This is a genomic window from Actinoplanes couchii (assembly GCF_016862075.1).
Lineage (GTDB): Bacteria > Actinomycetota > Actinomycetes > Mycobacteriales > Micromonosporaceae > Actinoplanes > Actinoplanes couchii.
In genome coordinates, this window is the sequence record NZ_BOMG01000075.1 from 14,338 (window position 1) to 35,722 (window position 21,385).

19 protein-coding genes are annotated in these 21,385 nt (G+C 69.6%); 10 read left to right on the forward strand and 9 right to left on the reverse strand.

Going from position 1 to position 21,385, the window contains the following annotated elements:
- Window positions 1–172: 172 nt before the first annotated feature.
- From Aco03nite_RS30195 to Aco03nite_RS30205, 3 genes are read left to right on the forward strand one after another with little or no spacing between them, the layout of a single operon-like run.
- Window positions 173–4,114, forward strand: coding sequence for a PAS domain S-box protein (locus tag Aco03nite_RS30195; RefSeq protein ID WP_203800792.1), 3,942 nt, complete (start codon window positions 173–175; stop codon window positions 4,112–4,114).
- 46 nt (window positions 4,115–4,160) lie between these two features.
- On the forward strand, window positions 4,161–5,000 hold the full coding sequence (locus Aco03nite_RS30200) for a hypothetical protein (protein ID WP_203800794.1): 840 nt from the start codon (window positions 4,161–4,163) through the stop codon (window positions 4,998–5,000).
- Window positions 5,001–5,019: 19 nt separating this feature from the next.
- Window positions 5,020–6,141 (forward strand): 5-methyltetrahydropteroyltriglutamate--homocysteine S-methyltransferase, encoded by a 1,122-nt coding sequence (locus tag Aco03nite_RS30205; RefSeq protein WP_203800797.1) that lies wholly within the window; start codon window positions 5,020–5,022, stop codon window positions 6,139–6,141.
- A 163-nt stretch (window positions 6,142–6,304) separates the two neighbouring features.
- Here Aco03nite_RS30205 and Aco03nite_RS30210 read toward each other — a convergent pair whose 3' ends face one another.
- Window positions 6,305–6,571 (reverse strand): helix-turn-helix domain-containing protein, encoded by a 267-nt coding sequence (locus tag Aco03nite_RS30210; protein WP_203800798.1) that lies wholly within the window; start codon window positions 6,569–6,571, stop codon window positions 6,305–6,307.
- 65 nt (window positions 6,572–6,636) lie between these two features.
- Between Aco03nite_RS30210 and map the strand changes: the two genes are divergently transcribed.
- Complete coding sequence (gene map / locus Aco03nite_RS30215) at window positions 6,637–7,455, forward strand: type I methionyl aminopeptidase (RefSeq protein WP_203800799.1); 819 nt, start codon at window positions 6,637–6,639, stop codon at window positions 7,453–7,455.
- A 3-nt stretch (window positions 7,456–7,458) separates the two neighbouring features.
- On the opposite strand, the gene Aco03nite_RS30220 is transcribed toward map, so the two are convergent.
- Complete coding sequence (locus Aco03nite_RS30220) at window positions 7,459–7,788, reverse strand: nucleoside triphosphate pyrophosphohydrolase family protein (protein ID WP_203800800.1); 330 nt, start codon at window positions 7,786–7,788, stop codon at window positions 7,459–7,461.
- A gap of 32 nt (window positions 7,789–7,820) precedes the next feature.
- Between Aco03nite_RS30220 and Aco03nite_RS30225 the strand changes: the two genes are divergently transcribed.
- Together Aco03nite_RS30225 and Aco03nite_RS30230 are read left to right on the forward strand one after the other, a co-directional pair.
- Window positions 7,821–8,474: a pyridoxine/pyridoxamine 5'-phosphate oxidase gene (locus Aco03nite_RS30225; RefSeq protein ID WP_203800804.1), complete on the forward strand. Its 654-nt coding sequence runs from the start codon at window positions 7,821–7,823 to the stop codon at window positions 8,472–8,474.
- Window positions 8,475–8,608: 134 nt separating this feature from the next.
- Window positions 8,609–9,979 (forward strand): FAD/NAD(P)-binding protein, encoded by a 1,371-nt coding sequence (locus Aco03nite_RS30230; protein ID WP_239145552.1) that lies wholly within the window; start codon window positions 8,609–8,611, stop codon window positions 9,977–9,979.
- On the opposite strand, the gene Aco03nite_RS30235 is transcribed toward Aco03nite_RS30230, so the two are convergent.
- A complete protein-coding gene (locus Aco03nite_RS30235) occupies window positions 9,935–10,555 on the reverse strand; it encodes a hypothetical protein (RefSeq protein WP_203800806.1) in 621 nt (206 codons plus the stop codon). The two genes, Aco03nite_RS30230 and Aco03nite_RS30235, sit on opposite strands and share 45 nt — an antisense overlap.
- Before the next feature lie 103 nt (window positions 10,556–10,658).
- On the opposite strand from Aco03nite_RS30235, the gene Aco03nite_RS30240 reads away from it, so the two are divergent.
- Genes Aco03nite_RS30240 through Aco03nite_RS30255 form a run of 4 tightly spaced genes read left to right on the forward strand, consistent with a single transcriptional unit; the run spans window position 10,659 to window position 13,652 of the window.
- A complete protein-coding gene (locus Aco03nite_RS30240) occupies window positions 10,659–11,063 on the forward strand; it encodes a TOBE domain-containing protein (RefSeq protein ID WP_203800809.1) in 405 nt (134 codons plus the stop codon).
- Entirely contained in the window at window positions 11,060–11,821 is a 762-nt protein-coding gene (gene modA, locus Aco03nite_RS30245; RefSeq protein ID WP_203800811.1) for a molybdate ABC transporter substrate-binding protein, read from the forward strand. The genes Aco03nite_RS30240 and modA overlap by 4 nt, the downstream gene beginning before the upstream one ends.
- Window positions 11,822–11,823: 2 nt before the next feature.
- Window positions 11,824–12,612, forward strand: coding sequence for an ABC transporter permease (locus Aco03nite_RS30250; RefSeq protein ID WP_203800813.1), 789 nt, complete (start codon window positions 11,824–11,826; stop codon window positions 12,610–12,612).
- A complete protein-coding gene (locus tag Aco03nite_RS30255) occupies window positions 12,594–13,652 on the forward strand; it encodes an ABC transporter ATP-binding protein (RefSeq protein WP_203800816.1) in 1,059 nt (352 codons plus the stop codon). Before Aco03nite_RS30250 ends, Aco03nite_RS30255 begins: the two co-directional genes overlap by 19 nt.
- Here Aco03nite_RS30255 and Aco03nite_RS30260 read toward each other — a convergent pair.
- The 6 genes from Aco03nite_RS30260 to Aco03nite_RS30285 all read right to left on the reverse strand — a co-directional run bounded on the left by Aco03nite_RS30260 (window position 13,637) and on the right by Aco03nite_RS30285 (window position 21,384).
- Complete coding sequence (locus Aco03nite_RS30260) at window positions 13,637–13,981, reverse strand: hypothetical protein (RefSeq protein ID WP_203800819.1); 345 nt, start codon at window positions 13,979–13,981, stop codon at window positions 13,637–13,639. The genes Aco03nite_RS30255 and Aco03nite_RS30260 overlap by 16 nt on opposite strands.
- Window positions 13,978–14,457, reverse strand: coding sequence for a hypothetical protein (locus Aco03nite_RS30265; protein WP_203800821.1), 480 nt, complete (start codon window positions 14,455–14,457; stop codon window positions 13,978–13,980). The genes Aco03nite_RS30260 and Aco03nite_RS30265 overlap by 4 nt, the downstream gene beginning before the upstream one ends.
- Window positions 14,458–14,573: 116 nt before the next feature.
- On the reverse strand, window positions 14,574–14,897 hold the full coding sequence (locus Aco03nite_RS30270; protein ID WP_203800823.1) for a hypothetical protein: 324 nt from the start codon (window positions 14,895–14,897) through the stop codon (window positions 14,574–14,576).
- A 19-nt stretch (window positions 14,898–14,916) separates the two neighbouring features.
- Window positions 14,917–20,631, reverse strand: a complete 5,715-nt coding sequence (locus Aco03nite_RS30275) for a toxin glutamine deamidase domain-containing protein (protein ID WP_203800825.1) — start codon at window positions 20,629–20,631, stop codon at window positions 14,917–14,919.
- A complete protein-coding gene (locus tag Aco03nite_RS30280; protein ID WP_203800827.1) occupies window positions 20,628–20,966 on the reverse strand; it encodes a hypothetical protein in 339 nt (112 codons plus the stop codon). The genes Aco03nite_RS30275 and Aco03nite_RS30280 overlap by 4 nt, the downstream gene beginning before the upstream one ends.
- Complete coding sequence (locus Aco03nite_RS30285; protein WP_203800829.1) at window positions 20,956–21,384, reverse strand: YbaB/EbfC family nucleoid-associated protein; 429 nt, start codon at window positions 21,382–21,384, stop codon at window positions 20,956–20,958. The genes Aco03nite_RS30280 and Aco03nite_RS30285 overlap by 11 nt, the downstream gene beginning before the upstream one ends.
- Window position 21,385 lies beyond the last annotated feature (1 nt).

Here is a 21,385-nt window from a genome sequence, read left to right on the forward strand (position 1 = left end):
GGCGGAAGCGGAAGCGGGTGAGGCTGGCGGAAGCGGAAGCGGGAGGGCCGGCCGCGGCGGAAGAGGGGCGACGACCGGCCAGGGGCGGATACGGAAGCGGCCGAAGAGAGCAGGACCGTAAGCCGGGGCGACGGGGCCTCACGAAAGAGCGGGCCCGGCCGATCAGGTCTGTGTGGGTGTCGGATTCCTCGAGCCGCTGGTCGACCGGCCGGTCCTGGCGGAGGCCTTCGCGCGCAGCCCCGTGCCGAAGGTCGTCACGAGTCTCGCCCCCGGCGAGGTCGGCACCCTCTCCGAGGTCAACGAGGCCTTCTGCGAGCTGCTCGGATACCGGCGCGACCAGCTGATCGGGCGGTCCTGGCGCGGGCTCGTCACCGACGAGGACGTCGAGGCGCTCAACACCGCCCTGTCCTCGATGGTGGCCGGCCGGGCCCGGTACGCCTCGATCGAGCGGATCCTGCTGCGCAGCGACGGCACCCCGGTGTGGGTGCGCGCGCAGACCGTGGTGGTCAACGACGCCGCCGGCCGGGCGTACGCCGTCGGTGAGATCGTGGACAGCAGCGGCCGCAAGGCGCTCGCCCAGAGTGAGGCCCGCTTTCGTACGATGATCGATTCATCGCCGATCGCGATGGCCGTGCTGGGCCCGGACGGTGACTGGCTGCGCACGAACCCGGCGGTGGCGGCGCTGTTCGGCTACACCGGGCTGGAGTTGGCGCAGGTTCCGCTGCCGGTGATGGTGCACCCGGACGACCGGGCCGAGGTGGTCGCCGCGCTCGCCGAGATGGTCGCCGGGGTGCGGGACGAGTTCCGGGGCCGCCGCACGTTCCGGCACCGGGACGGCCGGCAGTTGAGTTGCCTGCTGTGTGTCACCGCGTTGCGGGGTGGCCCGGGGATCGCGGTGCAGATCCTGGTGCAGATCGTCGACGTCACCGAGACGGCCGTCGCGGAGCGGGTCACCGCCCGGGAGACCGAACGGCTGCGCAGCACGATCGCGGTGCAGCGGGAGATCGCCGAGGTCGGCAACGACCGGGACGCGCTGCTGCGGGTGGTGGTGGAGCGGGCCCTGGACGTGCTGACCGCCGGGGACAGCGCGGGCGTGCAGATCCTGGACCGGGCGACCGGGCTGCTGCGGTCGGCGGTGGCCACCGGGCGGCTGGCCGGCCGGGAGGTGCCGGAGATGCGGCCGGCGGATTCGCTGTCCGGGATCGCGCTGACGTCGGGTTCCGCGGTGCGCTGTGACGACACCGGCAGTGATCCGCGGGTGAACCGGCCGGCGTCGCGGACCACCGGGATGCGGTCGCTGCTGCTGGCCCCGTTGCGGGCGCCGGGTAGCGAGCCGCTCGGGGTGCTGATGGTCGGCAGTGCCCGCGCGGCGGCGTTCACCGAGGCCGACGAGCAGCAGCTGACCCTGTTGGCCGACGCGCTCGGCGCGGCGCTGCGGCACGCCGAGGACATCGCGGCCCGCGATGAATCGCTGGCGCGGTCGACGGCCGCGCTGCGGTCGCTGGAGCAGGAACGCGCCGCCGTGATGACCGCCCTGCACCAGCTGGCCCGCAGCGAGCGGCAGTTCGCCGAGGTGTTCGACCACAGTCCGATCGCCAAGATCGTGATCGGGTTGCACGGCGCCGACCGGGGCCGGATCGTGCTGGCCAACCCGGCGTTCTGCCGGCTGCTCGGCTACCGCGAGTCCGAGGCGCTCGGCTTGCGACTGTGGGACGTCACCACCCGCCCGATCGAGGAACTCGAACAGGCGATGCGGATCCTGGAGAGCGGAACACAAACGCGCGGCGTACGTGAATCGGTGCTCGTGCGCCGGGACGGCTCGCACCTGGCGGTGATGTCGGCGACCTCCGCCATCGTCGACGACCAGGGTGTCACCGGGGCGGTCATCCAGCTGCTGGACATGACCGCGGAACGGGAGGCACAGGCCGCCGCCGAACGTGAGCTGCGCCGGCTGCGGCACACCCTGGCCGTACAGCGGGAAATCCTTGCCGTTGCCGCCGACCGGGACGCGACCATGCGGGTGGTGGCCGAACGCGCTGTCGACCTGTTCCCGGCCGCCGACGGGGCCGCGATCGAGCTGGCCGACGGCACCACCCTGGCCCAGGGGGTCGCCGTCGGGATCGCCTCGACGCTCGTCGCCCCGCTGCACGGCGGCGCCGGCGCGCTCAAGGTCACCTCGCGGCGGCCGGGCGCTTTCGACGACGCCGACGAACAGCAGCTCGCCCTGCTGGCCGACAGTCTCAGCTCGGCGATGCGGCACGCCGACGACACCGTGCAGCGCACCCGGGCGCTGGGCGAGCTGGAGGTCAGCGAGAACCGGTTCCGGCTCACCGTCGACAACTCGCCGCTGGGGGTGGCGCTGTGCAGCCTGCAGCCCGGTGAGGTGGGCCGGTTCGTGCAGGTCAACCCGGCGATGACGGTGATCACCGGGTACTCGGCGGCCGAGCTGGTCACGATGACCGACGCGGACCTGCAACGGCACCGGGACGCCGGGCTGGCCGAGCGCCGCTACCGGCACAAGGACGGGCGCACCATCTGGGTGGCGGTGCGGGCCGCGGTGGTGCGCGGGCCGGACGGCGCCCCGCGGTACGTGGTCAACCAGATCGAGGACGTGACCGCCCGCCGGGCCGCCGACGCGGAACTGCGCCGGCACGCCCGGGCGCTGGAGCTGATCCCGGACGCGGTGATCGTCCGCGAACTGGACGGCACGATCCGCTGGTGGAACGCCGGCGCCTCGGACCTGTACGGGTGGCCGCTCGCCGCGGTCCAGGGCAAGATCACCCACCAGCTGCTGGCCACCGTCTTCCCCGGGGCGATGACCGGGGACGAGCACGCCCGGCTGATGCTGCGGGACGGGCGCTGGGACGGTCCGCTGGATCACCTGACCGCCGACGGGCGCACCGTCACGGTCCTCAGCCGGCAGGTCCTGCACCAGCCCGCGCCCGAGGCCGACGGCGAGTCCGCGCCGCAGATCCTGGAGATCAACACCGATGTGACCGCGGCACGGGCCGCCGAACTCGCCCTGGCCGAGAGTGAACAGCGGTTCCGCGGGCAGTTCGCCAACTCGGCGGTCGGTCAGGTGATCCAGGCTCTGGACGGGCGCCTGGTGACCGCCAACGCCGCGTACGCCGCGATGCTCGGCCGGTCCGTCGACGAGCTGGCCTCGTTCGGGGTCGCCGATCTGCTCGACCCGGAGGACCTGATCGAGCACACCCGGCTCTCGGCCGGGCTGTTCGCCGGCGAGGCCGAGGCCTACACCCATCAGAGCCGGTTGCGTCACGCCGACGGTCACCGGATCGACGCCGAGGCCACCGTTTCTCTGGTACGCGACACCACCGGCCGTCCGAAACACTTCATCGCCGTCGTCACCGACGTGTCCGCGCGCCGTGCCGCCGAACGTGCCCGGGACGACGCGGCCGCCGCCCTGGCCGGCCGGGCCACCGAACTCGAAGCCGCCAACCAGCTCAAACTCGACATCATCGGGATGCTCGGGCACGAGATCGGCAACCCGCTCACCGCCATCCGCGGGCACGCCGAGGTGCTCCTCGACGACTGGCCGCGCCTGACCGACGAGCGCCGGGGGCGGGCGATCGACGCGATCTACCGGCAGGCCGGGCGGCTCGACGACATCGTCCAGGAGGTGCTGGCGATGGTCACCATCGAGGCCGGCACGATCCATGCCGATCGGCAGGCGCTCTCCGTCCGTACCGAAATCGGCCGTGCTCTGTCGCTCCTGGACGAGATCGTCCCGGTGCTCGGCGAGGATGCGCGGGTCGTGGTGCACCCCGGGCATCTGCAGCAGATCCTGATCAACCTGCTCTCCAACGCGGCCAAGTACGGCGGCGGCGCGACCTCGATCCGGATCGACGACACCGGCCGGCGGATCCGGATCACCGTCGAGGACCACGGGCCGGGGGTGCCGGACGAGTTCCGCAGCCGCCTGTTCGACCGGCTGGCGCGCGCCGACCGGGACGCCCGCAACGTGGCCGGCACCGGGCTCGGCCTCTACATCGTGCGCGGGCTGGCCCACGCGAACCACGGCGAGATCCGGTACGAGCCCCGGCCCGGCGGCGGCTCCCGGTTCGTGCTCGAACTCCAGTCCGCTGTCGACTGACACCGTCCGGCACAATGTCGGTGTGGTCGCCGTGTCGTATCGCAATGTGTCGCTTCTGGTGGATTCCGGGCGCTGGGCCGACCTGCTGGACCTGGCCACCCGCGACGATCCGGACACGGAGAAGCGCCGCCAGGTCGCGCACGCGGTGGCGCTGCTGGCCCCGCCCGCGTTCGCGGTGGCGGCCGCGCAGGCGTTTCCGCAGGACACCGGGTTTCCCGGGCCGTTGTGGGAGGTCGTCGCGCACCGGCCGTGGCGGGAGTTGGAGCCGCACCTGACCGATCCGCACGTGCGGCGGATGGTCGCGCACTCCCGGGTCCTCTACGGCGAGGACGTCCTTCCGGTGGCGCCGTGGGAGGTGGCGCACTGGGATCCGGAATGGCAGATGCCGAGCTACAACCTCAGCGGCAGCGCGACCAGCGGCGGTTGGCATCTGCCTACGTCTGAGATAGGCGACATGTCCGACTTATCGCATGAGCGTGGCCTGCTGGAGGTTGATCACCCGGCGGTCCCCGTGCTCGGCAGCTGGCACGACCGGGTCGAGGCGAAAGCCTTCCGCGGCACCGCCTGGCAGGCCGCGGCGACGGTCGCCCACCCTGGGAGCCGGGGCGCGGAGGTCTCGTTCGCCGCCGCCTACCCGCACCTGATCCACCTGGCCGCCGGCGACGCCCCCTACAACGTGGACATCGCCGGCCGGGCCGTCGGACGGCAGCGGCTGTGGGCGGCGCTCGGGATGATGGCCGACTGCGAGCCGGTGCCCCCGTTCGTGGAACGGCTCCGGTGCGTCACCTGGACCCGTTCCGCCGAATACGGCTGGCATCTCCATCTGGCGATCGAGGACCCGTCCCGCGATCTCACCTGGACGCTGACGGGCGACGACACGGATTGACCGGCGTAGCTTGATTGCCATGACTTTCCGTGCAGAGCCTCCGTTCCGGGCCGACCACGTCGGCAGTCTGCTCCGTCCACCCCAGCTGCTGCGCGCCCGCGAGCAGAAAGCGCTCGGCGAGATCAGCGCCGATCAATTGCGGGCCGTCGAGGACGACGCGATCCGCGACGTCGTCCGGATGCAACACGACATCGGGCTGCGGTCGGCCACCGACGGCGAGTTCCGGCGCACCTCCTGGCACATGGACTTCATCTACCGGCTCGGCGGCATCCGCCCCACCGACGAGAAGATCCAGGTCCATTTCCGTAACGAACAGGGCGAACTCGACTTCGAATCGGCGGCGCTGGCCGTCGATGCCCCGATCACACTCGGCGAGACGATCTTCGGGGCCGATTTCGCGTTCCTGGCCGGGCAGGTGGCGCCGGGGACGACCGCGAAACTCACCATTCCGTCGCCCAGCATGGTCCATTACCGGGGTGGCCGGGCCGCCATCGATCCGGCCGTCTACCCCGATCAGGAACTGTTCTGGGCCGATCTGAGCGCCGCCTACGCCGAACAGGTCCGCCGGGTCGCCGAACTGGGCTGCCGCTATCTGCAACTCGACGACACCAGCCTCGCCTACCTCAACGACCCGGCCCAGCGCCGCCTGCTGACCGAACGCGGTGACGACGCCGAGAACCAGCACCTGCGTTACATCCGCCAGATCAACGCCGCGATCGCCGACCGCCCGGCCGGGCTGAACGTCACCACCCACATGTGCCGGGGCAATTTCCGCTCCTCCTGGGCGGCCTCCGGCGGTTACGATTTCGTGGCCGAGGCGCTGTTCAGCGAATTGGCGGTGGACGGTTTCTTCCTCGAATACGACGACGACCGCTCCGGCGATTTCGCCCCACTCCGCTTCGTCCCGCCGGGAAAGACGGTGGTCCTGGGCCTGGTGACGACCAAGAACGGCACTCTGGAATCCAAGGACACCCTGAAACGCCGCATCGACGAGGCCGCCCGCTACGTCCCCCTGGAACAACTGTGCCTGTCCCCGCAGTGCGGCTTCTCCTCGACGGTCGAGGGCAACGTCCTGACATACGACGACCAGGTCGCCAAACTCCGCCTGATCGCCGAGACCGCCGAGGAGGTCTGGGGCTGAGCAAACCCCTTTTCCGGTACGAGTGACTGAAGGAACCGTGGCCACCACGCGGGGCCCGCGGAGCTCCGGACCGACCCGCGACCGCCGGGCGAGAAACGGTGGTCCGGGTCACCCCGGAAACGACCGTGGCCGGACGTACCGAAAAGGCGGTTTTGAAAAGCCTTTAGGAAGCCTGCAGCATCGCTGTGTCGGACAGCCAGACCTCGGCCAGCTCGGTGACCGGGATGTGCAGCACGCCGGCCAGGCAGACCACGGTGCCGAACGCGGGGGACGGCAGGCGGCCGCCCTCGATCTTGCGCAGCGTCTCGGGGGAGATGCCGGCCGCCAGGGCCACCTCGGCGAGGGCGCGGGCGCCCCGTGCCGCCCGGAGCGCGGCGCCGAGGCGCTGGCCGGCGGCGATCTGTTCGGGGGTGAGGGGTGGGCGAACCATGTGTGCAGGATAGCCCGGCGAACGGGGTGGTATAACTATACCGGTCTGGAGAGGAAGGAACCGGTGTGATCGAGCTGAAGTCCCCGGAGGAGATCGGTCGGATGGCCGTGACCGGCCATTTCGTCGGCGAACTGCTCGCCGAGCTGAAGGGGGTCGCCGACGTCGGCGTCAACCTCATGGACTTGGAACACTACGCCCGCCGCCGCATCAAGGAGCGCGGAGCCGAATCCTGCTACTGGGACTACGCGCCCTCGTTCGGCCGGGGACCGTTCCGCAACGTGCTCTGCCTGTCGGTCAACGACGCGGTCCTGCACGGCCTGCCGCACAGCTACGTGCTGCGCGACGGTGACCTGCTCAGCGTCGACATGGCGGTCGGCATCGACGGCTGGGTCGCCGACTCGGCGTTCTCCGTCGTCGTCGGCACCCCGGACCAGGCCGACCTGGTGCTGATCGAGTGCACCGAGGTCGCCCTGGAGGCGGGCATCGCCGCGGCGGTGGTCGGCAACAAGATCGGTGACATCTCGGCCGCGATCGGGGACACCGCCCGGCGGTACGGGTACGGCATCAACGGCGAGTTCGGTGGTCACGGGCTGGGCCGGACCATGCACGAGGCGCCGCACATCGCCAACGACGGCCGGCCGAAGCGGGGCATGAAGCTGGAGGCGGGTCTGACGATCGCCATCGAGCCGTGGTTCTGCGCCGACACCGACAAGATCAAGTTCGACAAGGACGGCTGGACGATCCGCTCGGCCAACGGCTGCCGGACCGCTCATTCCGAGCACACCATCGCCGTGACCGAGGCGGGGCCGCAGGTGCTGACGTACCGGCCGGGCCAGGGCAACCGGCCGGCCCTGACCCACGAGGACCCCGCGGTCACGTCCTGACGGTCACCGGTCGTCGCCGCTGCCGCCGAGCACGCCGCGTCGCTGCCGGTCGGCGAGCTTGCGCACGTTGCCGGCGGCGACATCGGCCAGCGTGAGCCCGAAGTGATCGGCGAGCACGGCGACGTACCAGAGGGTGTCACCGAGTTCCTTCTTCAGGTCCTCGGTGTCCCACCGGGAGAAGTCGCTGCCGTGGTCGCGCACGATCTTCTTGGCCTTCTCGGCCACCTCGCCGGTCTCCCCGACCAGCCCGAGCAGCAGGTGGAAGACTTCGTTGTGCTTGTCTCTCGGGGCGGCGGTCCGCAGCGCCGCCCGCTGATACTCGTTCAAATCCACGCGGCAGTTATATCCGGTGCGATCATCAGATCATGAGCGAGTTGCGCCAGTTTCTCCGTTGTCTGCCGGTCTTCGCCGGGGACATGCCGGACTTCGACACCTCGGTGGCGCCGGAGCGGCCGGAGGACCTGTTCGTGGAGTGGCTGACCGAGGCGGTGGCGGCGCGGGTCCGGGAACCGCACGCGATGACGCTGTCGACGCTGGGTGTGGACGACATCCCGGACGCCCGGGTGCTGCTGCTCAAGAACGTGGACGCCGACGGCTGGCAGTTCGCCAGTCACCGCGGCAGCCCGAAGGGCCTGGAGCTGGAGGCGCTGTCCGCGGCGGCGCTCACCTTCCTGTGGCGGGAGCAGGGGCGGCAGATCCGGGTGCGCGGCCGGGTGGTGACGGCTCCGCCCGAGGAGTGTGCCGCCGATTTCCTGGCCCGGTCGCCGGTGGGGCGCGCGGAGGCCCTGGCCGGCCGGCAGTCGCAGCCGCTGCACGACCGGCGCCAGCTGGTCATCGCGGCGGAGGAGGCGGCCGAGCGGTTCGCCGTGGAGCCGGATCTGGTGGTCGACGAGTGGACGCTGTACACCGTACGCGCGCAGCAGGTCGAGTTCTGGCAGGCGGACAAGGACCGCCGGCACATCCGGTTGCAGTATCTGCGCGACGGGGAGACCTGGCAGCGGCACGAGTTGTGGCCCTGAACATCTGCTGAACTCCAGGCCGGATAGCCTATAAAGCCGACGGGATATATGGTTTGCTGTGTCGGTACCGGCCCAAAGGAGTGTGCGATGCCAACCTGCTGTACCAAGCGGCCACTGAACGCGGAGCCGACCCGGTGACCAGCACCGTGGTCCGTGATTCGGTCGCCGCCGCCCGAACCGGACGTGAGCCCGGAACCGTCGCGATCATCGGAGGCGGCGCCAGTGGCGCGCTGACCGCCCGCGCGATCGCCCGGAATTCCGCATGGCGGACCGTCCTGATCTCCCCGGAGAGCCGTCCCGGCCGAGGTGTCGCCTACGGCCCCGCCGAGGAATGGCACCTGCTCAACTCCCGTGCGGCAGCGATGAGCGCCGATTCCACGGATCCGCAGCAGCTGCTGCGATGGTGCCGCGAGCGCGGCATTCCGGCCGACGCGGCGAGCTTCCTGCCCCGGCCGGTCTACGGCGACTATCTCGCCGACCAGTTCGCTTCCGCGGCCGGCCCGCGGTTGTCCCACCACCGGGCCACGGCTCTTGCGGTACGCCCGGACGGCCCCCGCTGGATCGTCACCGACGACACCGGCGCCGAGACCCGGGCCGAGCACCTGATCCTGGCCCTCGGCAACCCCGCCCCGTGTGTGCCCTCCGCGGTCGGCGACGAAGCACGTGACGACGTCGCGTTCGTGGCCGACCCGTGGGCGCCCGGCGCGCTCGACGCGGTGCCCGCCGACCAGCCGGTCCTGCTGCTCGGCACCGGCCTGACCGCGATCGACGTGGCGCTGACGCTGACCCGGGATCCGCGGGCGGCCCCGCTCGAGGCACTGTCACGGCGCGGCATGCTGCCACGGGCGCATCCCGCCGTACCGGCGCCGGCAGTTGATCTGGAGGTCGAGGCGACGCAGTCGCTGTCGCCGCTGATCCGCCGGCTGCGTCAGGCGGTCGCGGACGGCGCGCACTGGAGCGCGGTGATGGACACGGTGCGTCACCAGGCCGACCGGCTCTGGGCCGGGCTGGACACCGCCGCGCAGGAGCGGTTCCTGCGGCACGCGCAGCGTTACTGGGAGGTGCACCGGCACCGGATGGCCCCGCCGGTCGCCGCCCGGATCACCGCACTGCGCGACAGCGGCGCCCTCCGGGTCCGCTCCGGCCGGCTGACCTCGGTCGAACCCGACCCGCGGGGCGGCCTGCTGGTGCGCGTCGAGGGGGAGCAGCCGAAACGGTACGGCGCGGTGATCACCTGCACCGGCCCCGGCCCGCTGCCCTGCTCCGGCGGCCCGCTGCTGAAGGGCATGTTCGACGACGGCCTGCTGCGCACCGGCCCGCACGCGCTGGGTGTCGACACCGACGACGACGGTCAGGCCCGCCCCGGTCTCTGGCTGGTCGGCCCGCTGCGCCGGGGCCGGTTGTGGGAGTCGACAGCCGTACCGGAGATCCGCTCCCAGGCCGAGCGCCTGGCCGCGGCGTTACCGGAACCGGCCGAGCATCACCTGCGGACCGCGACCGCGTAGAAGCGGGACGCCCCGTCCTCGTATGTCAGCAGCTCCCAGCCGGTCTCCGCGGTCGTCGCCCGGAGCACCGGCTCGGCGAGCGGCTCGTCGTGCCGCAACGGGCGATGGTGCCATCGCCGACGCGTACGCCGGGAGATCCGATCCGAACTTGGAGTCCCAGGTCGCGGCGCGGGTGGCGAAGAACGCCCGGGACTCGATCCGATACCAGAAATCACCCGGCACCAGCAGCGGATCCATGTGCCGGATCACCGGCCACTCCGGGTCGTGCAGGTCCATCACCACGTGCGCCTCGTCGTGCGGATGCTCGCGGCTGGTGCGCACCCGGACCGACAGGTCCCAGTCGCCGGACGGCAGCCGCTCCCGCCAGCCCGGCCCGTCGGCGATCACCACCGCGCCGGCGGTCAGGTCGCGCCAGGTCTCGCTCTCCTCGCTCAGCCGCACACAGGGCAGGCCCCGATCCCGGATCCGGTCGGCGAGACGGTCCGCCACCAGCGACGATCCTTCGATCAAGACCATGCGGCCGCCGTACGGCAGGGCGCTCGCGAGATGATCGAGCACGGTTGACCAGCGATCCATGCACTCATCATGCATGTGCGGTCGGTTCCGCACCAGACAGTCGAATCTGCCCATGATCGAGGCGGGTTCCGGCCGCATCTGCGCAACCGATAGAGTCCGCGGCGTGACGGTGTTTCGGATCGGTGAGGCCGCGGAACTGCTCGGTGTGAGCGTCGACACGGTGCGCCGGTGGATCGACGCGGGTCGACTCCCGGCCGGGCGTGACGACAGTGGTCACCGGGTGATCGACGGGCCCGACCTGGCGGCGTTCGTGCGGGACCAGGGCAACGATCCGGACGAGCGGGCCGACGAGTCGTCGGCGCGCAACCGGCTGCGGGGCATCGTCACCGCGGTGGTCAAGGACACCGTGATGGCTCAGGTGGACATCCAGTGCGGACCGTTCCGGGTGGTGTCGCTGATGAGCCGGGAGGCCGTCGACGAGCTGGATCTCCAGGTCGGCTCGGTCGCGGTGGCGGTCATCAAATCGACGACGGTAGTCGTGGAACGTTCAAAGGGGAGATCGAGTTGAGGGCACTTCGGCTTGCGGCAGTCGGTCTCACGGCGCTGGTTGCGCTGACCGCGTGTGGTGATTCGTCGGATAAATCGGACACCGGGAATTCGGCCGGCGGCTCTGTCACCGTTTTCGCCGCCGCCTCGCTCACCGAGTCGTTCACCACGATCGGCAAGAGCTTCGAGACCGCGAACCCCGGCACGACCGTCACCTTCAACTTCGCCGGCAGCTCGGCCCTGGCCACCCAGATCAACGAGGGCGCCCCGGCCGACGTGTTCGCCTCCGCCTCGCCGAAGAACATGGCCGCCGTGACCGGCGCCGGCTCGCCTACCACTTTTGTCAAGAACCAGCTGGTCATCGCGGTTGCCAAGGGCAACCCGAAGGGCCTCGCCGCACTCGCCGACCTGACCAAGCCGGACCTCAAGGTGGCCCTCTGCGCCGAGGCCGTGCCCTGTGGCGCCGCCGCCAAGACGGCCCTCGAGGCGTCCGCCGTCAAGGTCACCCCGGTCACCCTGGAGCAGGACGTCAAGGCGGCCCTGTCCAAGGTGAAGCTCGGTGAGGTCGACGCGGCGCTGGTCTACCGCACCGACGCCAAGGCGTCCGCGTCCGATGTCGACGCGATCGAGTTCCCCGAGTCGGCGAAGGCGATCAACGACTACCCGATCATCGTGCTGAAGGACGCCGAGAACCCCACCGGCGCGCAGAAGTTCATCGACTACGTGCTCTCCGCCGACGGGATCAAGGTCCTCACCGAAGCGGGATTCCAGGCTCCCTGATCATGAAAACGGCTCGTGTACCCGTACCCCTGCTGATTCCCGCGATCCTGGGTCTGATCTTCCTGATCCTGCCCCTGGCCGGGTTGCTGGTGCGCACGCCGTGGGCGACCCTGTTCGACCGTCTGGCCGAGCCCGGGGTCGTCGAAGCCCTCCGGCTGTCGCTGATCACCTCGACCCTGGCCACCGTGGTGTGCCTGGTCCTCGGGGTGCCGCTGGCCTGGATGCTGGCCCGGGTCACGTTCCCGGGCCGGCGCCTGGTCCGCGCCCTGATCACCGTGCCGCTGGTGCTGCCCCCGGTGGTCGGCGGCATCGCCCTGCTGCTGGCCCTCGGCCGCCGCGGCATCGTCGGCCAGTGGCTCGACTCCACGTTCGGCATCACGCTGCCGTTCACCACCGCCGGCGTGGTCATCGCCGAGGCGTTCGTGGCGCTGCCGTTCCTGGTCATCGCCGTCGAAGGCGCGTTACGCGGCGCCGACAGCCGGTTCGAGGAGGCCGCCGCCACCCTCGGTTCCACCCGCTGGACCACCTTCACCCACGTCACGCTGCCGCTGGTCGCCCCCGGCATCGCGGCCGGCGCGGTGCTGTGCTGGGCGCGGGCGCTCGGCGAATTCGGCGCCACCATCACCTTCGCCGGAAACTATCCCGGCATCACCCAGACCATGCCACTGGCCGTCTACCAGACGATGGAGAGCGGCGATCTGGAAGGAGCGGTCGTGCTGAGCCTGATCCTGCTGGTCGTCTCGGTGGCCATTCTGGCCGGCCTGCGTGACCGTTGGCTGACCACACCGTGAGCGCCCTCCTCGACGCACACCTGGTGGCGTCCCGCGGCGCGTTCACCCTGGACATTCATCTGGAGATCGCGCCCGGCGAGACGGTCGCGCTCCTCGGCCCCAACGGCGCGGGCAAAACCACAGCCTTGCGTACGTTGGCCGGGCTCACCGCATTGACCGGCGGCCATCTTCGTCTCGACGGTCGTGATCTGACGGCCCTGCCCCCGGAGAAACGCCCGATCGGGGTGGTGTTCCAGGACTATCTGCTGTTCCCGCACCTTTCCGCCCGGGACAATGTGGCCTTCGGCCCACGCCGGCACGGAATGGACCGGAGATCGGCGCACGCGGTGGCCGACAAGTGGCTGGACCGCGTCGGGCTGGGTTCGCATGGTGCCCGCAAGCCCCGGCAGCTGTCCGGCGGGCAGGCGCAGCGGGTGGCGCTGGCCCGGGCTCTGGCCGTCGATCCGCAACTGCTGCTGTTGGACGAGCCGTTGGCGGCGCTGGACGCCCGTACCCGGTTGGAGACCCGCGGTGAGCTGCGACGTCACCTGGCCGATCATCCGGGTGCGACGTTGCTGGTCACTCACGATCCGTTGGACGCCCTGGTGCTGGCGGACCGTCTGGTCATCGTGGAGCAGGGCCGGGTGGTCCAGGAGGGCGACGCGGCGACGATCACGGCCCGCCCCCGCACGGACTACGTGGCCCGCCTGGTCGGCCTGAACCTGTACCGCGGCTCCGGCGACGGCCACACCGTTGTGGTGGCCGACGATTTCACGCTGACCAGCACCGACACGGTCTCGGGGGATGCTTTTGTGGCGTTCCCGCCGTCAGCCGTGGCCCTGCACCTTTCCGAGCCGTCCGGAAGCCCCCGAAACACCTGGCCGGCCGTCCTGACCGACATCCAACACCACGGCGACAATCTGCGGGTACGCCTGGACGGCCCGATCACGGTATCCGCCGACATCACCCCAGCCGCCGCGGCCCAGCTCGACCTCTCCCCGGGCCGTGCCCTGTGGGTAGCCGTCAAAGCCACCGAAACCAGGGCCTACCCCGCGGTGTAGGCGTCGTATCCTTCGTCGGTTGTTCCGTACCACACCATGCTCAGGTCTTCCTCGTCGTCTTCCCGCCAGTGCCAGCAGGAATCGTCACCGAGATACCGCTGCCGATCCTCCACCGGAATCAGCGTGACCGGGCCGTCCAGCCAGGGGTCGGAGCGGTAGAGCTCGACCCAACCGCGCTCCAGCAACTCCCCGAGAATGCGCCGAGCGAACGCCAGCGGCCCGTTCGCGGGGTCGTCCCCGGGTTCGCCGGCCACCTCGATGGCGAACTGCGGAAGCGGCGTGAACTCTTCATACCCGAGCCAGACCAGCCTCCTCTCCAGCGGATTCATCGGCGATCGCCGCCGGGCATGTGCTGCCAGGGGAGCGGGTCCAGTCCGGGTGCACCGGCGACCGGGTGCTCGACGGCTGAGAACCAGTACGACGACTGTTCGTCGTCCCCGTGGTCGACCTCGTTGATGTCGGCCCGCGCCCGCCGGCCGTCAGTCCCGACAAGCCAGTAGTAGTCGGGAAAGCTCGGGAGCCGGATCTCGTAGGCGATGGCGCACCCCAGCCGCTCGGCCAGGGCAGCGGTCAGCTTCTCGGTGGAGGGTCTCTCGCCGACGGACTCCGCGAAGTAGATGTCGAGATGCTGCCGCACGTCACCGATGAGAGCAGTCACCGTGCAGAGAACCGGTGCCTCCCCATTCCGCTCGATGACCTCATGCGACTGAACGTCCACGGACTCCACCGGCATCGACATCACCTCAGCGAACGCCATCACGAGCCGCTCCCGATCCGGGTCGCCGTGCAGCCAGAGCAGACACATCTCAGCAGGTGATCTGCAGTACTGGGCGCCCTTGGACCGTGGCGATGATCCCGGCGTCCATCACCATCAGAACCATTCCGGTAGCCGCGAAATGATGGGGGCGGTCCCAGTGATCGTCACCTCGCGGATTCCGCCTCTTCGATGGCAGCCCGCAGCATGTCGGCGATCCCGCGCAGGAAGGCAGCCGCACCGCGGTCGGTCTGGTCCTCGTCGATGACCCAGTTGGCGTCGTCTTCCACCAGCTCAAGCAAAGTCCCGGCGGCTTGAGGCTCGGCAAGAATGGTTTCCAACGCCACTAGGTCCTGCCGAAGGAAGAAGGTCTCGAACCGTGCGGATGATCGAAAATCCTCTCGAACCTCGTCGAGGCCGGAGCTGTCGGCAACCCGCGAGCGGAGTAGTGATTTCACCTTCTCCATGTCCGGGCGAGCCGTCAGCTCCATGGCGCGGGAGCGCAGTGGCTCAGGGAGTTGCGTTATGTCCATTTGTCTTCCCTAGTCCGGCTGGAAAAGATGTGTGGATGTACGGCTCAGGGGGATCCGAGCCAGGAACGGTCCTGATGACGATGGTGGCCAGGCTTGTTCTGATCCGCTCGGCTTCACGGTCACCCAGACCGTGCCAACCCTTATTGTAGAAACCATCACCGATGAGGCGCTTGGCATCATGAAATCCTTCATGCCTGCCCCGAAGTGCAAGATCGGAACGGATCGCCGGCCATTTCTCCGTAACGTACTTGTTGATCTCGTCGTTCATGATGGACTTGCTGATCCATTTGAATGACTTGTTCTGTTGGTCTCCCAGCCCCCAGGGCAGATCGCCGTAGATGCGTCCTTCGATCGTCCTGACCGGGTCGGGTGCAGCCGGATCGCTACTCGCAAGTTGACTCTGGTGTGGATCCGCCGATCGGTGCAACTCGACTTGGGGGCCGTGTTTCAAGAGCGTATGCGCTCTTTGGGCATGGTGCATGGCGTCGTTGGTGACGATGTCGAACGTTGGGGGAACGTCGCCCAGAAGTTCGTACCGCTCCATCATCTTCAGAACCTTCTCCTCCTCCGACCAGGCGGAATCAACCCAGTCCGGCTCTCTACTTGGTCGATGTGGACCGGAGGGGTCGGTGGCGATGGTGGGGGCGTCGCCGGTGTGTAGGGGGCGGGGGCGGTTCTGGCCGTCCAAGGTCAGGGCGTCCATGCGTACCACGTCGGGGCCGACGTCTCGGCCCGTGTTCGTGTACAGGGGGGAACCCTCGCGTACCGCCCTCGTCTGGGGGTCTACGTAGAGGATCGTTCCGTTCTGGTTGATCGCCTGGTGGATGTGGGTTCGGCCGGCCTGGTCCTGGGTCGTGATGAAGGCGAACGAGCCGTGACCCGTGCTCAGCAGGTGGTGGTGCAGGCGGCTCTCGGCCATCCGGATCTGGGTTCGGGCGTCGTCGGGGGACAGGTCGCCGACGTCCGTCAAGCCCTCGAAATTCGAGTTGGTGGCCTGTTCGATGCGGTTGATGACGCCGCGTTCCGGGTTGATCGGGCGGTTCGGGTCGCCGTTCTGGTAACCGTCGAACGTGCGCGGCGCGGACACCCGGGGGCGGGCGTGCATGTACGACTCGTAGAACGACAGGGCATTGTCGCCGCAGTTGTTCGAGCGGGTCGGGTCCGCCTCGGGACCGCCGTCGTTCTGCAGGCTGAACCAGTCGCCCTCGCGCGGGTCGGCCAGGCGGATGATCCGGCCGTCCTCGTCCCGGGGCATCGCCCGTTCCAGGTCGGTCTGGTGGATCTGCAGCGGCGGGCGCAGGCCACCGCGCTCGTGGTAGCGGCGGGTGGTGTCGATCGGCGGCGGGTTGCCGTCACCGGTCAGCGCCGACCGGTCGTCGGTCTCCACCGGGCCCGGCGTGGTGTCGGCCCAGGTCTCGTTGACCCGCTCCCAGTCCGCGCCGGTCACCTCGACGTCGTCGTCGATCGGGCCGCCGCGTTCGATGTCCAGCGCCTGCCGGTCCATGATGTCCGCGTCGGTGTACAACTGCTCGCGCGCCTGCTGACGCCGGGCCACCACCTCCGGGTCACCCAGCGCGTCGGCGACCCGGTTCGTCTGGGCGTCGTGGTCCGCCGCCTCACGCTTCGACCGGGCCTCGCGCCGCATGTCACGGACCAGGTTGTCGCGGTGCTCGGTGTCGAAGCCACGGCGCTTGCTGTCGAGTTCGAAGTGGTAGCTGTCCTTGACCTGCTGCTCGGCGTTGCGATCCACAACCGGAGAAACCGGAGACGGCTGCGGTACGGGGTCCGGCCGGTCGTCCGCGAGCGTGACGTCGTTGTCGGGCCCGGTGGCGGTGTCGATCTCCACGACCGGGGTGGGAGCAGGTTTCGGCCCGGGGTCGAGAACCGAGAGCGGGTCGACCTCGGGCGGCCGGTTCATCGACTCCGGATCCAACACGGACAGCGGATCGAAAACCGGCGGCGAGGGCTTGGTCTCCGGCGACGGAGTCGGCGACGGCTGAGAGTCGACCGGCGGCACGGTGACGTCCTGAGTGTCGACCGGCGGCACAGTGATGTTCTGAGTGTCGACCGCCGGGTCCGGGGCGGGTGCGGTTTCGACCGGAGGGGCCGGGGCGGGCATGGTGTCGACCGGTGGGGCCGGCGGCGGGGTGACCGGCGGAGCCGGAGGTGCCGGCGGCGTCGGCGGCGTCGGCTGTGTCGTGACCGGCGGAGCAGGCGGTGCCGGTTGGGTGGTGACCGGTGGCGTCGGCCCGGGCAGCGGAGGCGGCGGCGGCAGAGGCGGCAACGGAGGAGGTGGCGGCAGCGGATTCTGCTGCTGCTGTTGCAACGCCTGCTGTTGCTGCTGATAGGCCACGGGCGGCGGCGGAACCTGGGTGTTCGGGCCGCTCCAGCGCGACTTCGGCGTATTCGGAACCGAGACCGGATTCCCCTGGCCGTCGATGACCAGGGCGCTCAGATCGACGACATTGGTGTTGCTCGGCAGACCGTTGTGCCCGTAATGGGTGGCGAACCGCGGACTGGAGGAATTGGTCGTCATGTTGGTGAGATCGGTGTACTCACCGGTCTGCGGGTCGACGAAGAGAATGTCCCCCTTGTGGTTGACGGCGTTCCAGGCGTGCCCGCCGCCGCCCTGCCACGAGTTGAGGACGATCGCCGCGGAACCGTGCCCACCCATCCGGAGGGTGTCGATGAGCGCCTGGAAACCGGCGTCGACGTCGGCCTTGACATCGGCGTCCGACCGGGCGCCCGCGTGATACTGGGGCGTGAGATCGGTGAAACCGCTGCCGGTCGCCTCCTCGGCCCGGATCGAGCCGTCTTTCTCCCCGAAGTGTTCGTCGGGCTTGCCGAAACCGTACGAGTCGACGGTTCGCGGCGCGGCCACGGTCGGTCGCCCGTGGACATAGGTCTCCATGAACGAGATCGAGCAGTCCACGCAGTTGACACCACGGGTCGGGTCGGCGCTGGGCCCGCCGTCGTTCATCAGCCCGAAGTACGGCAGCCGGGGATCCGCGGTCCGCACCGGACGATTGTTGTGGTCCTTGGGAAAGCCCCACTCCAGATCGGCCTGGTGCATGGGCAGCGGACGGCGAAGGAAACCCGGTTTGTTGTACGTCCGGGTGTGCCGGACGTTGGGCGGATTAGCGTTCCCGGTCAGCGCCGACTGGTCGTTGTGCCAGATCGGCTTGTCGGAGACCCCGAAAGCCGATTCGTCATTCGCCTTGTCGAAGTCCGGCTTGTGGGTGAGGTCGAATCTCCGTGGATTGCTCAGGTCCGCGGCGGCCTGCTGATAGGCCTGTTCCTTCTGCCGGTGGTAAGCCTCGACGTTCCGATGATGGTCACGCTGGGCGAAGTCAAGGCGGAGGGCTGCCTTGCGGGCCGCGCGCCGGGCGGCGTCCTGCCACTGCTGGGATTGCGCGATCCGCTGGTTGTAGTAGGCGAGTTCGCGCCTTTCGACCTCGGTCTTGACCGCCTGCTTGTTCCGTGCACCCTGATCGAAGTAATCCTGCTCGAACTTCGCGGCAGGGGTCGGCCGTGAGGCCGGACTCGGCATTCCGTGCACGACCCCCGGCCCGGCCGGATCGTTGCGGCCGGCATCCGGTGCCGGGGTAACACCGGCGGCAGTGGGGTTGTGAGGGTTCGGTCCAGCGGCCGGCGGCCTGGGGCTGTTGGGCGACGATGTGTTCGGGTTCGTCGTCGTAGGACCGCCCGGATTGCTCGGCGACGCGGCGGCCGGGTTCGTCGAGGCCGGCGTCGTCGGGTTGGTGGTCACCGGGTTGGGGCTATTGGCGGCCGGTGTGTTCGGGCCAGGTGTTGTCGTGGCCGGTGTTGGCCCCTGCGGTGTGCTGGTCGGTGTCGTGTTTGCCGGCGCCGGGTTGATGGGCGGCCCCGCGGGCGAACCGGGTGAAGTGGTCGATGGGTTGATCGTCGGCGTGGGGCCGCCGCCCGCGAGTGACACGTTCGGGTTGGGCGCTCCGCCGAGGGGGCCGTTGTTGCCGGTGTTGGGCGCGAAGGCCATCGGCGCGTTGGTCGAGGGGTTACCGCCCTGCGGCGGGGTGTTGACAGTCGACGGGTTCGGTCCCGGTGAGGTCATGCCGGTGTTGCCGGGCCCGGTGTGGGCCGGGGCCTCGGCGGGCGGCGCGAACGACGATAGCCTGACGTCGTTGTCCGTCGACGACGACGGGCTGTGGCTGACCGGGGAGGACTGCGGCGAGTGGGAGGCCGGGGAGGTCGAACCCGGGTCGGAGGCGGCCGCCGAGGATCCGTTGTCCGCATGGGACGAGGACACCGGCGAGGTGGCCGGCGAGGACGCCCCGGAGTCCGAGGGGGAGGAGAAGGAAGAGGGCGAAGACGACGAGGGCGAGGAGGAGAAGGACGCGGGCGAGGAGGACGACGAATGGGAAGCGGTCGTGGTCGACACCCCGCCGTCGGAGGCGGAGGAGGAATACGAGGCGGAATACGAAGGGGAATACGAGGACGAGGACGTCGAGGAAGAAGATGTCGAGGACGAGGAGGAACCGCCACCCGAATAGGACGACCCGCCCCCGGAGGACGACGACGAGGACGAACCGGACGACGAGCCGGACGACCCCGAGTCCGCACCGCCCGAGAAATCGAGACTCGGCCCTCCGCCATTCGTACCGGCGAATGAGGTTGATGGGCCGGACGAGGCCGGAAGCGAGCCGCCGAGCTTCAGGTCGCCGGTGTTGAGGCTGTTCTTGATGTCGCTGAACGAGTCCTTGGAGTTGGACACCGAAGTGCCGACCGCGCCGGACGTTCCCGATTTCGCCAGGTCCTCGAAACTCGGGAGCTGGCCGCTGACCGCGGATCCACCGAGTTCGCCGAGCATGTCGGAGGCGGCGCCGCGGAAAACGCCGCCCTTGCCGTTCCCGCCGATTCCGCCACCGGTGGCCGCGGCGCCACCGGCCGCACCGCCGAGAGCGGACATCCCCAGCTCGCTGAACGAGAAGTTGCCGTGCCCGGCCGCCTGCTGATAACCCTGCACCAGGCTGTTGGTGATGGCCTCTTCACGGGCCTCGTCCTTGGCCGAGTGCAGCGCGTTCCTGCCGAGGTTCTTCAGACCCTTTTTCGTCAGTACGTCTTTGGCCGCACGCTTGCCGAGGTCCTTGAGAGCCTGTTTGATCGATTTCTTGGCGAGCTGGGCGACAAGTTTCTTGAAGATCTGCTGGATCGCGAACCGGGTGGCCGCGATCAGGCCGCCGGCCGCCGGAGAGGCCGCGCCGAGGGTGAGCGCCACGGTGACCGCCAGCGCGATCAGCTCGATGACAAAAAGACCGAGTTCGATCCAGGCCTCGAGTTTGGCGGCCTCGATGTCACCGCCGCACTCCCACACCATCTGCGCCATCGCGTCGGCGAACGCGATGAGCGAATTGAGCGGCGCCTCGTCCCCGCCGGCGGCGACCTGATTCCACGCGGCGATGAACGCCTCGATGGTGGTGCCGCTACCGCCGTACCCGTCGATGACCTGCTGCGCGGCCAGGACGGCGTCCTCGCGCGGGCCGACCATCGCATCGGCCAGGGCGTACCACTGGTCGGCGACGTCCCAGGTCGCGGCCTCGTTGCCCTCGGGCCAGTCGAAACCGACGACCCATTCGAGAGCCTCGTACGCCCAGCCGGGAAGGTCCCAGGGGGAGAAGTCGAGCGGGTGCGGAATGGGGCTGGGCAGAATCGTCATGTCAGCGGCGCCCGGTACGCCTGGTAGACGGTCTCTCCCGCCCGCGCGTCCGCGTTCATGTTGTCGTCGACGCTCGCGACCGCGGACTCACCGAGGCCTTCCAGGAACTGACCGATGTTGCCGAACGCCTCGGTGAACTTCTCCATCAGTGGCGTGTAGTTCTTCTGGAACGCCGCACCGATGTCGTCGTTGCCCCACGGATTGGTCGAGCTGGCGTTCTTGATCTCGGCGACGGTCCCGTTGTTGAGGGAGACCATCTCGTTGCCGGCCGCGGTCAGTTTGCGCCCGCCCGAGGAGGCCCGCTGCGGGTCGAGATAGAGCTGCTCACCGGCCATCGTTCTCACCGGCCTCGCGCATGACCCGGTCCTGGCGGTCGAGGAAACTGCTGAACTTACCGTCGCGCATGAACCGGGCCGCGCCGGAGTCGGCCGGAAGATATTCGCCGACCATTTCCTGCACCTGGTCGGTGGTCTTCGCGACCGCCTGCTCGACGGTGCGCAGAACGGTCCGGGACAGCTGTTCCGGGGTGAGCCGGCGATAGGCGTCCGGGTCGAACCTGAGGTCGACGAGTTGCCCGCGCGGTCCGACGGTGGCCTTGACCATCCGGTCCGGCGACTCGGCGGTCACCGACATGCTCGACAGGCGTTCCTGCAGGTCGTCGAGGCCCAGTCGGAGGCGCTGGTACTGCGACACCACATCGTCGAAACGAGCGCGAAGTGCGTGGTTCGCGTCGCGGTCGGCCTGTCTGCTCACG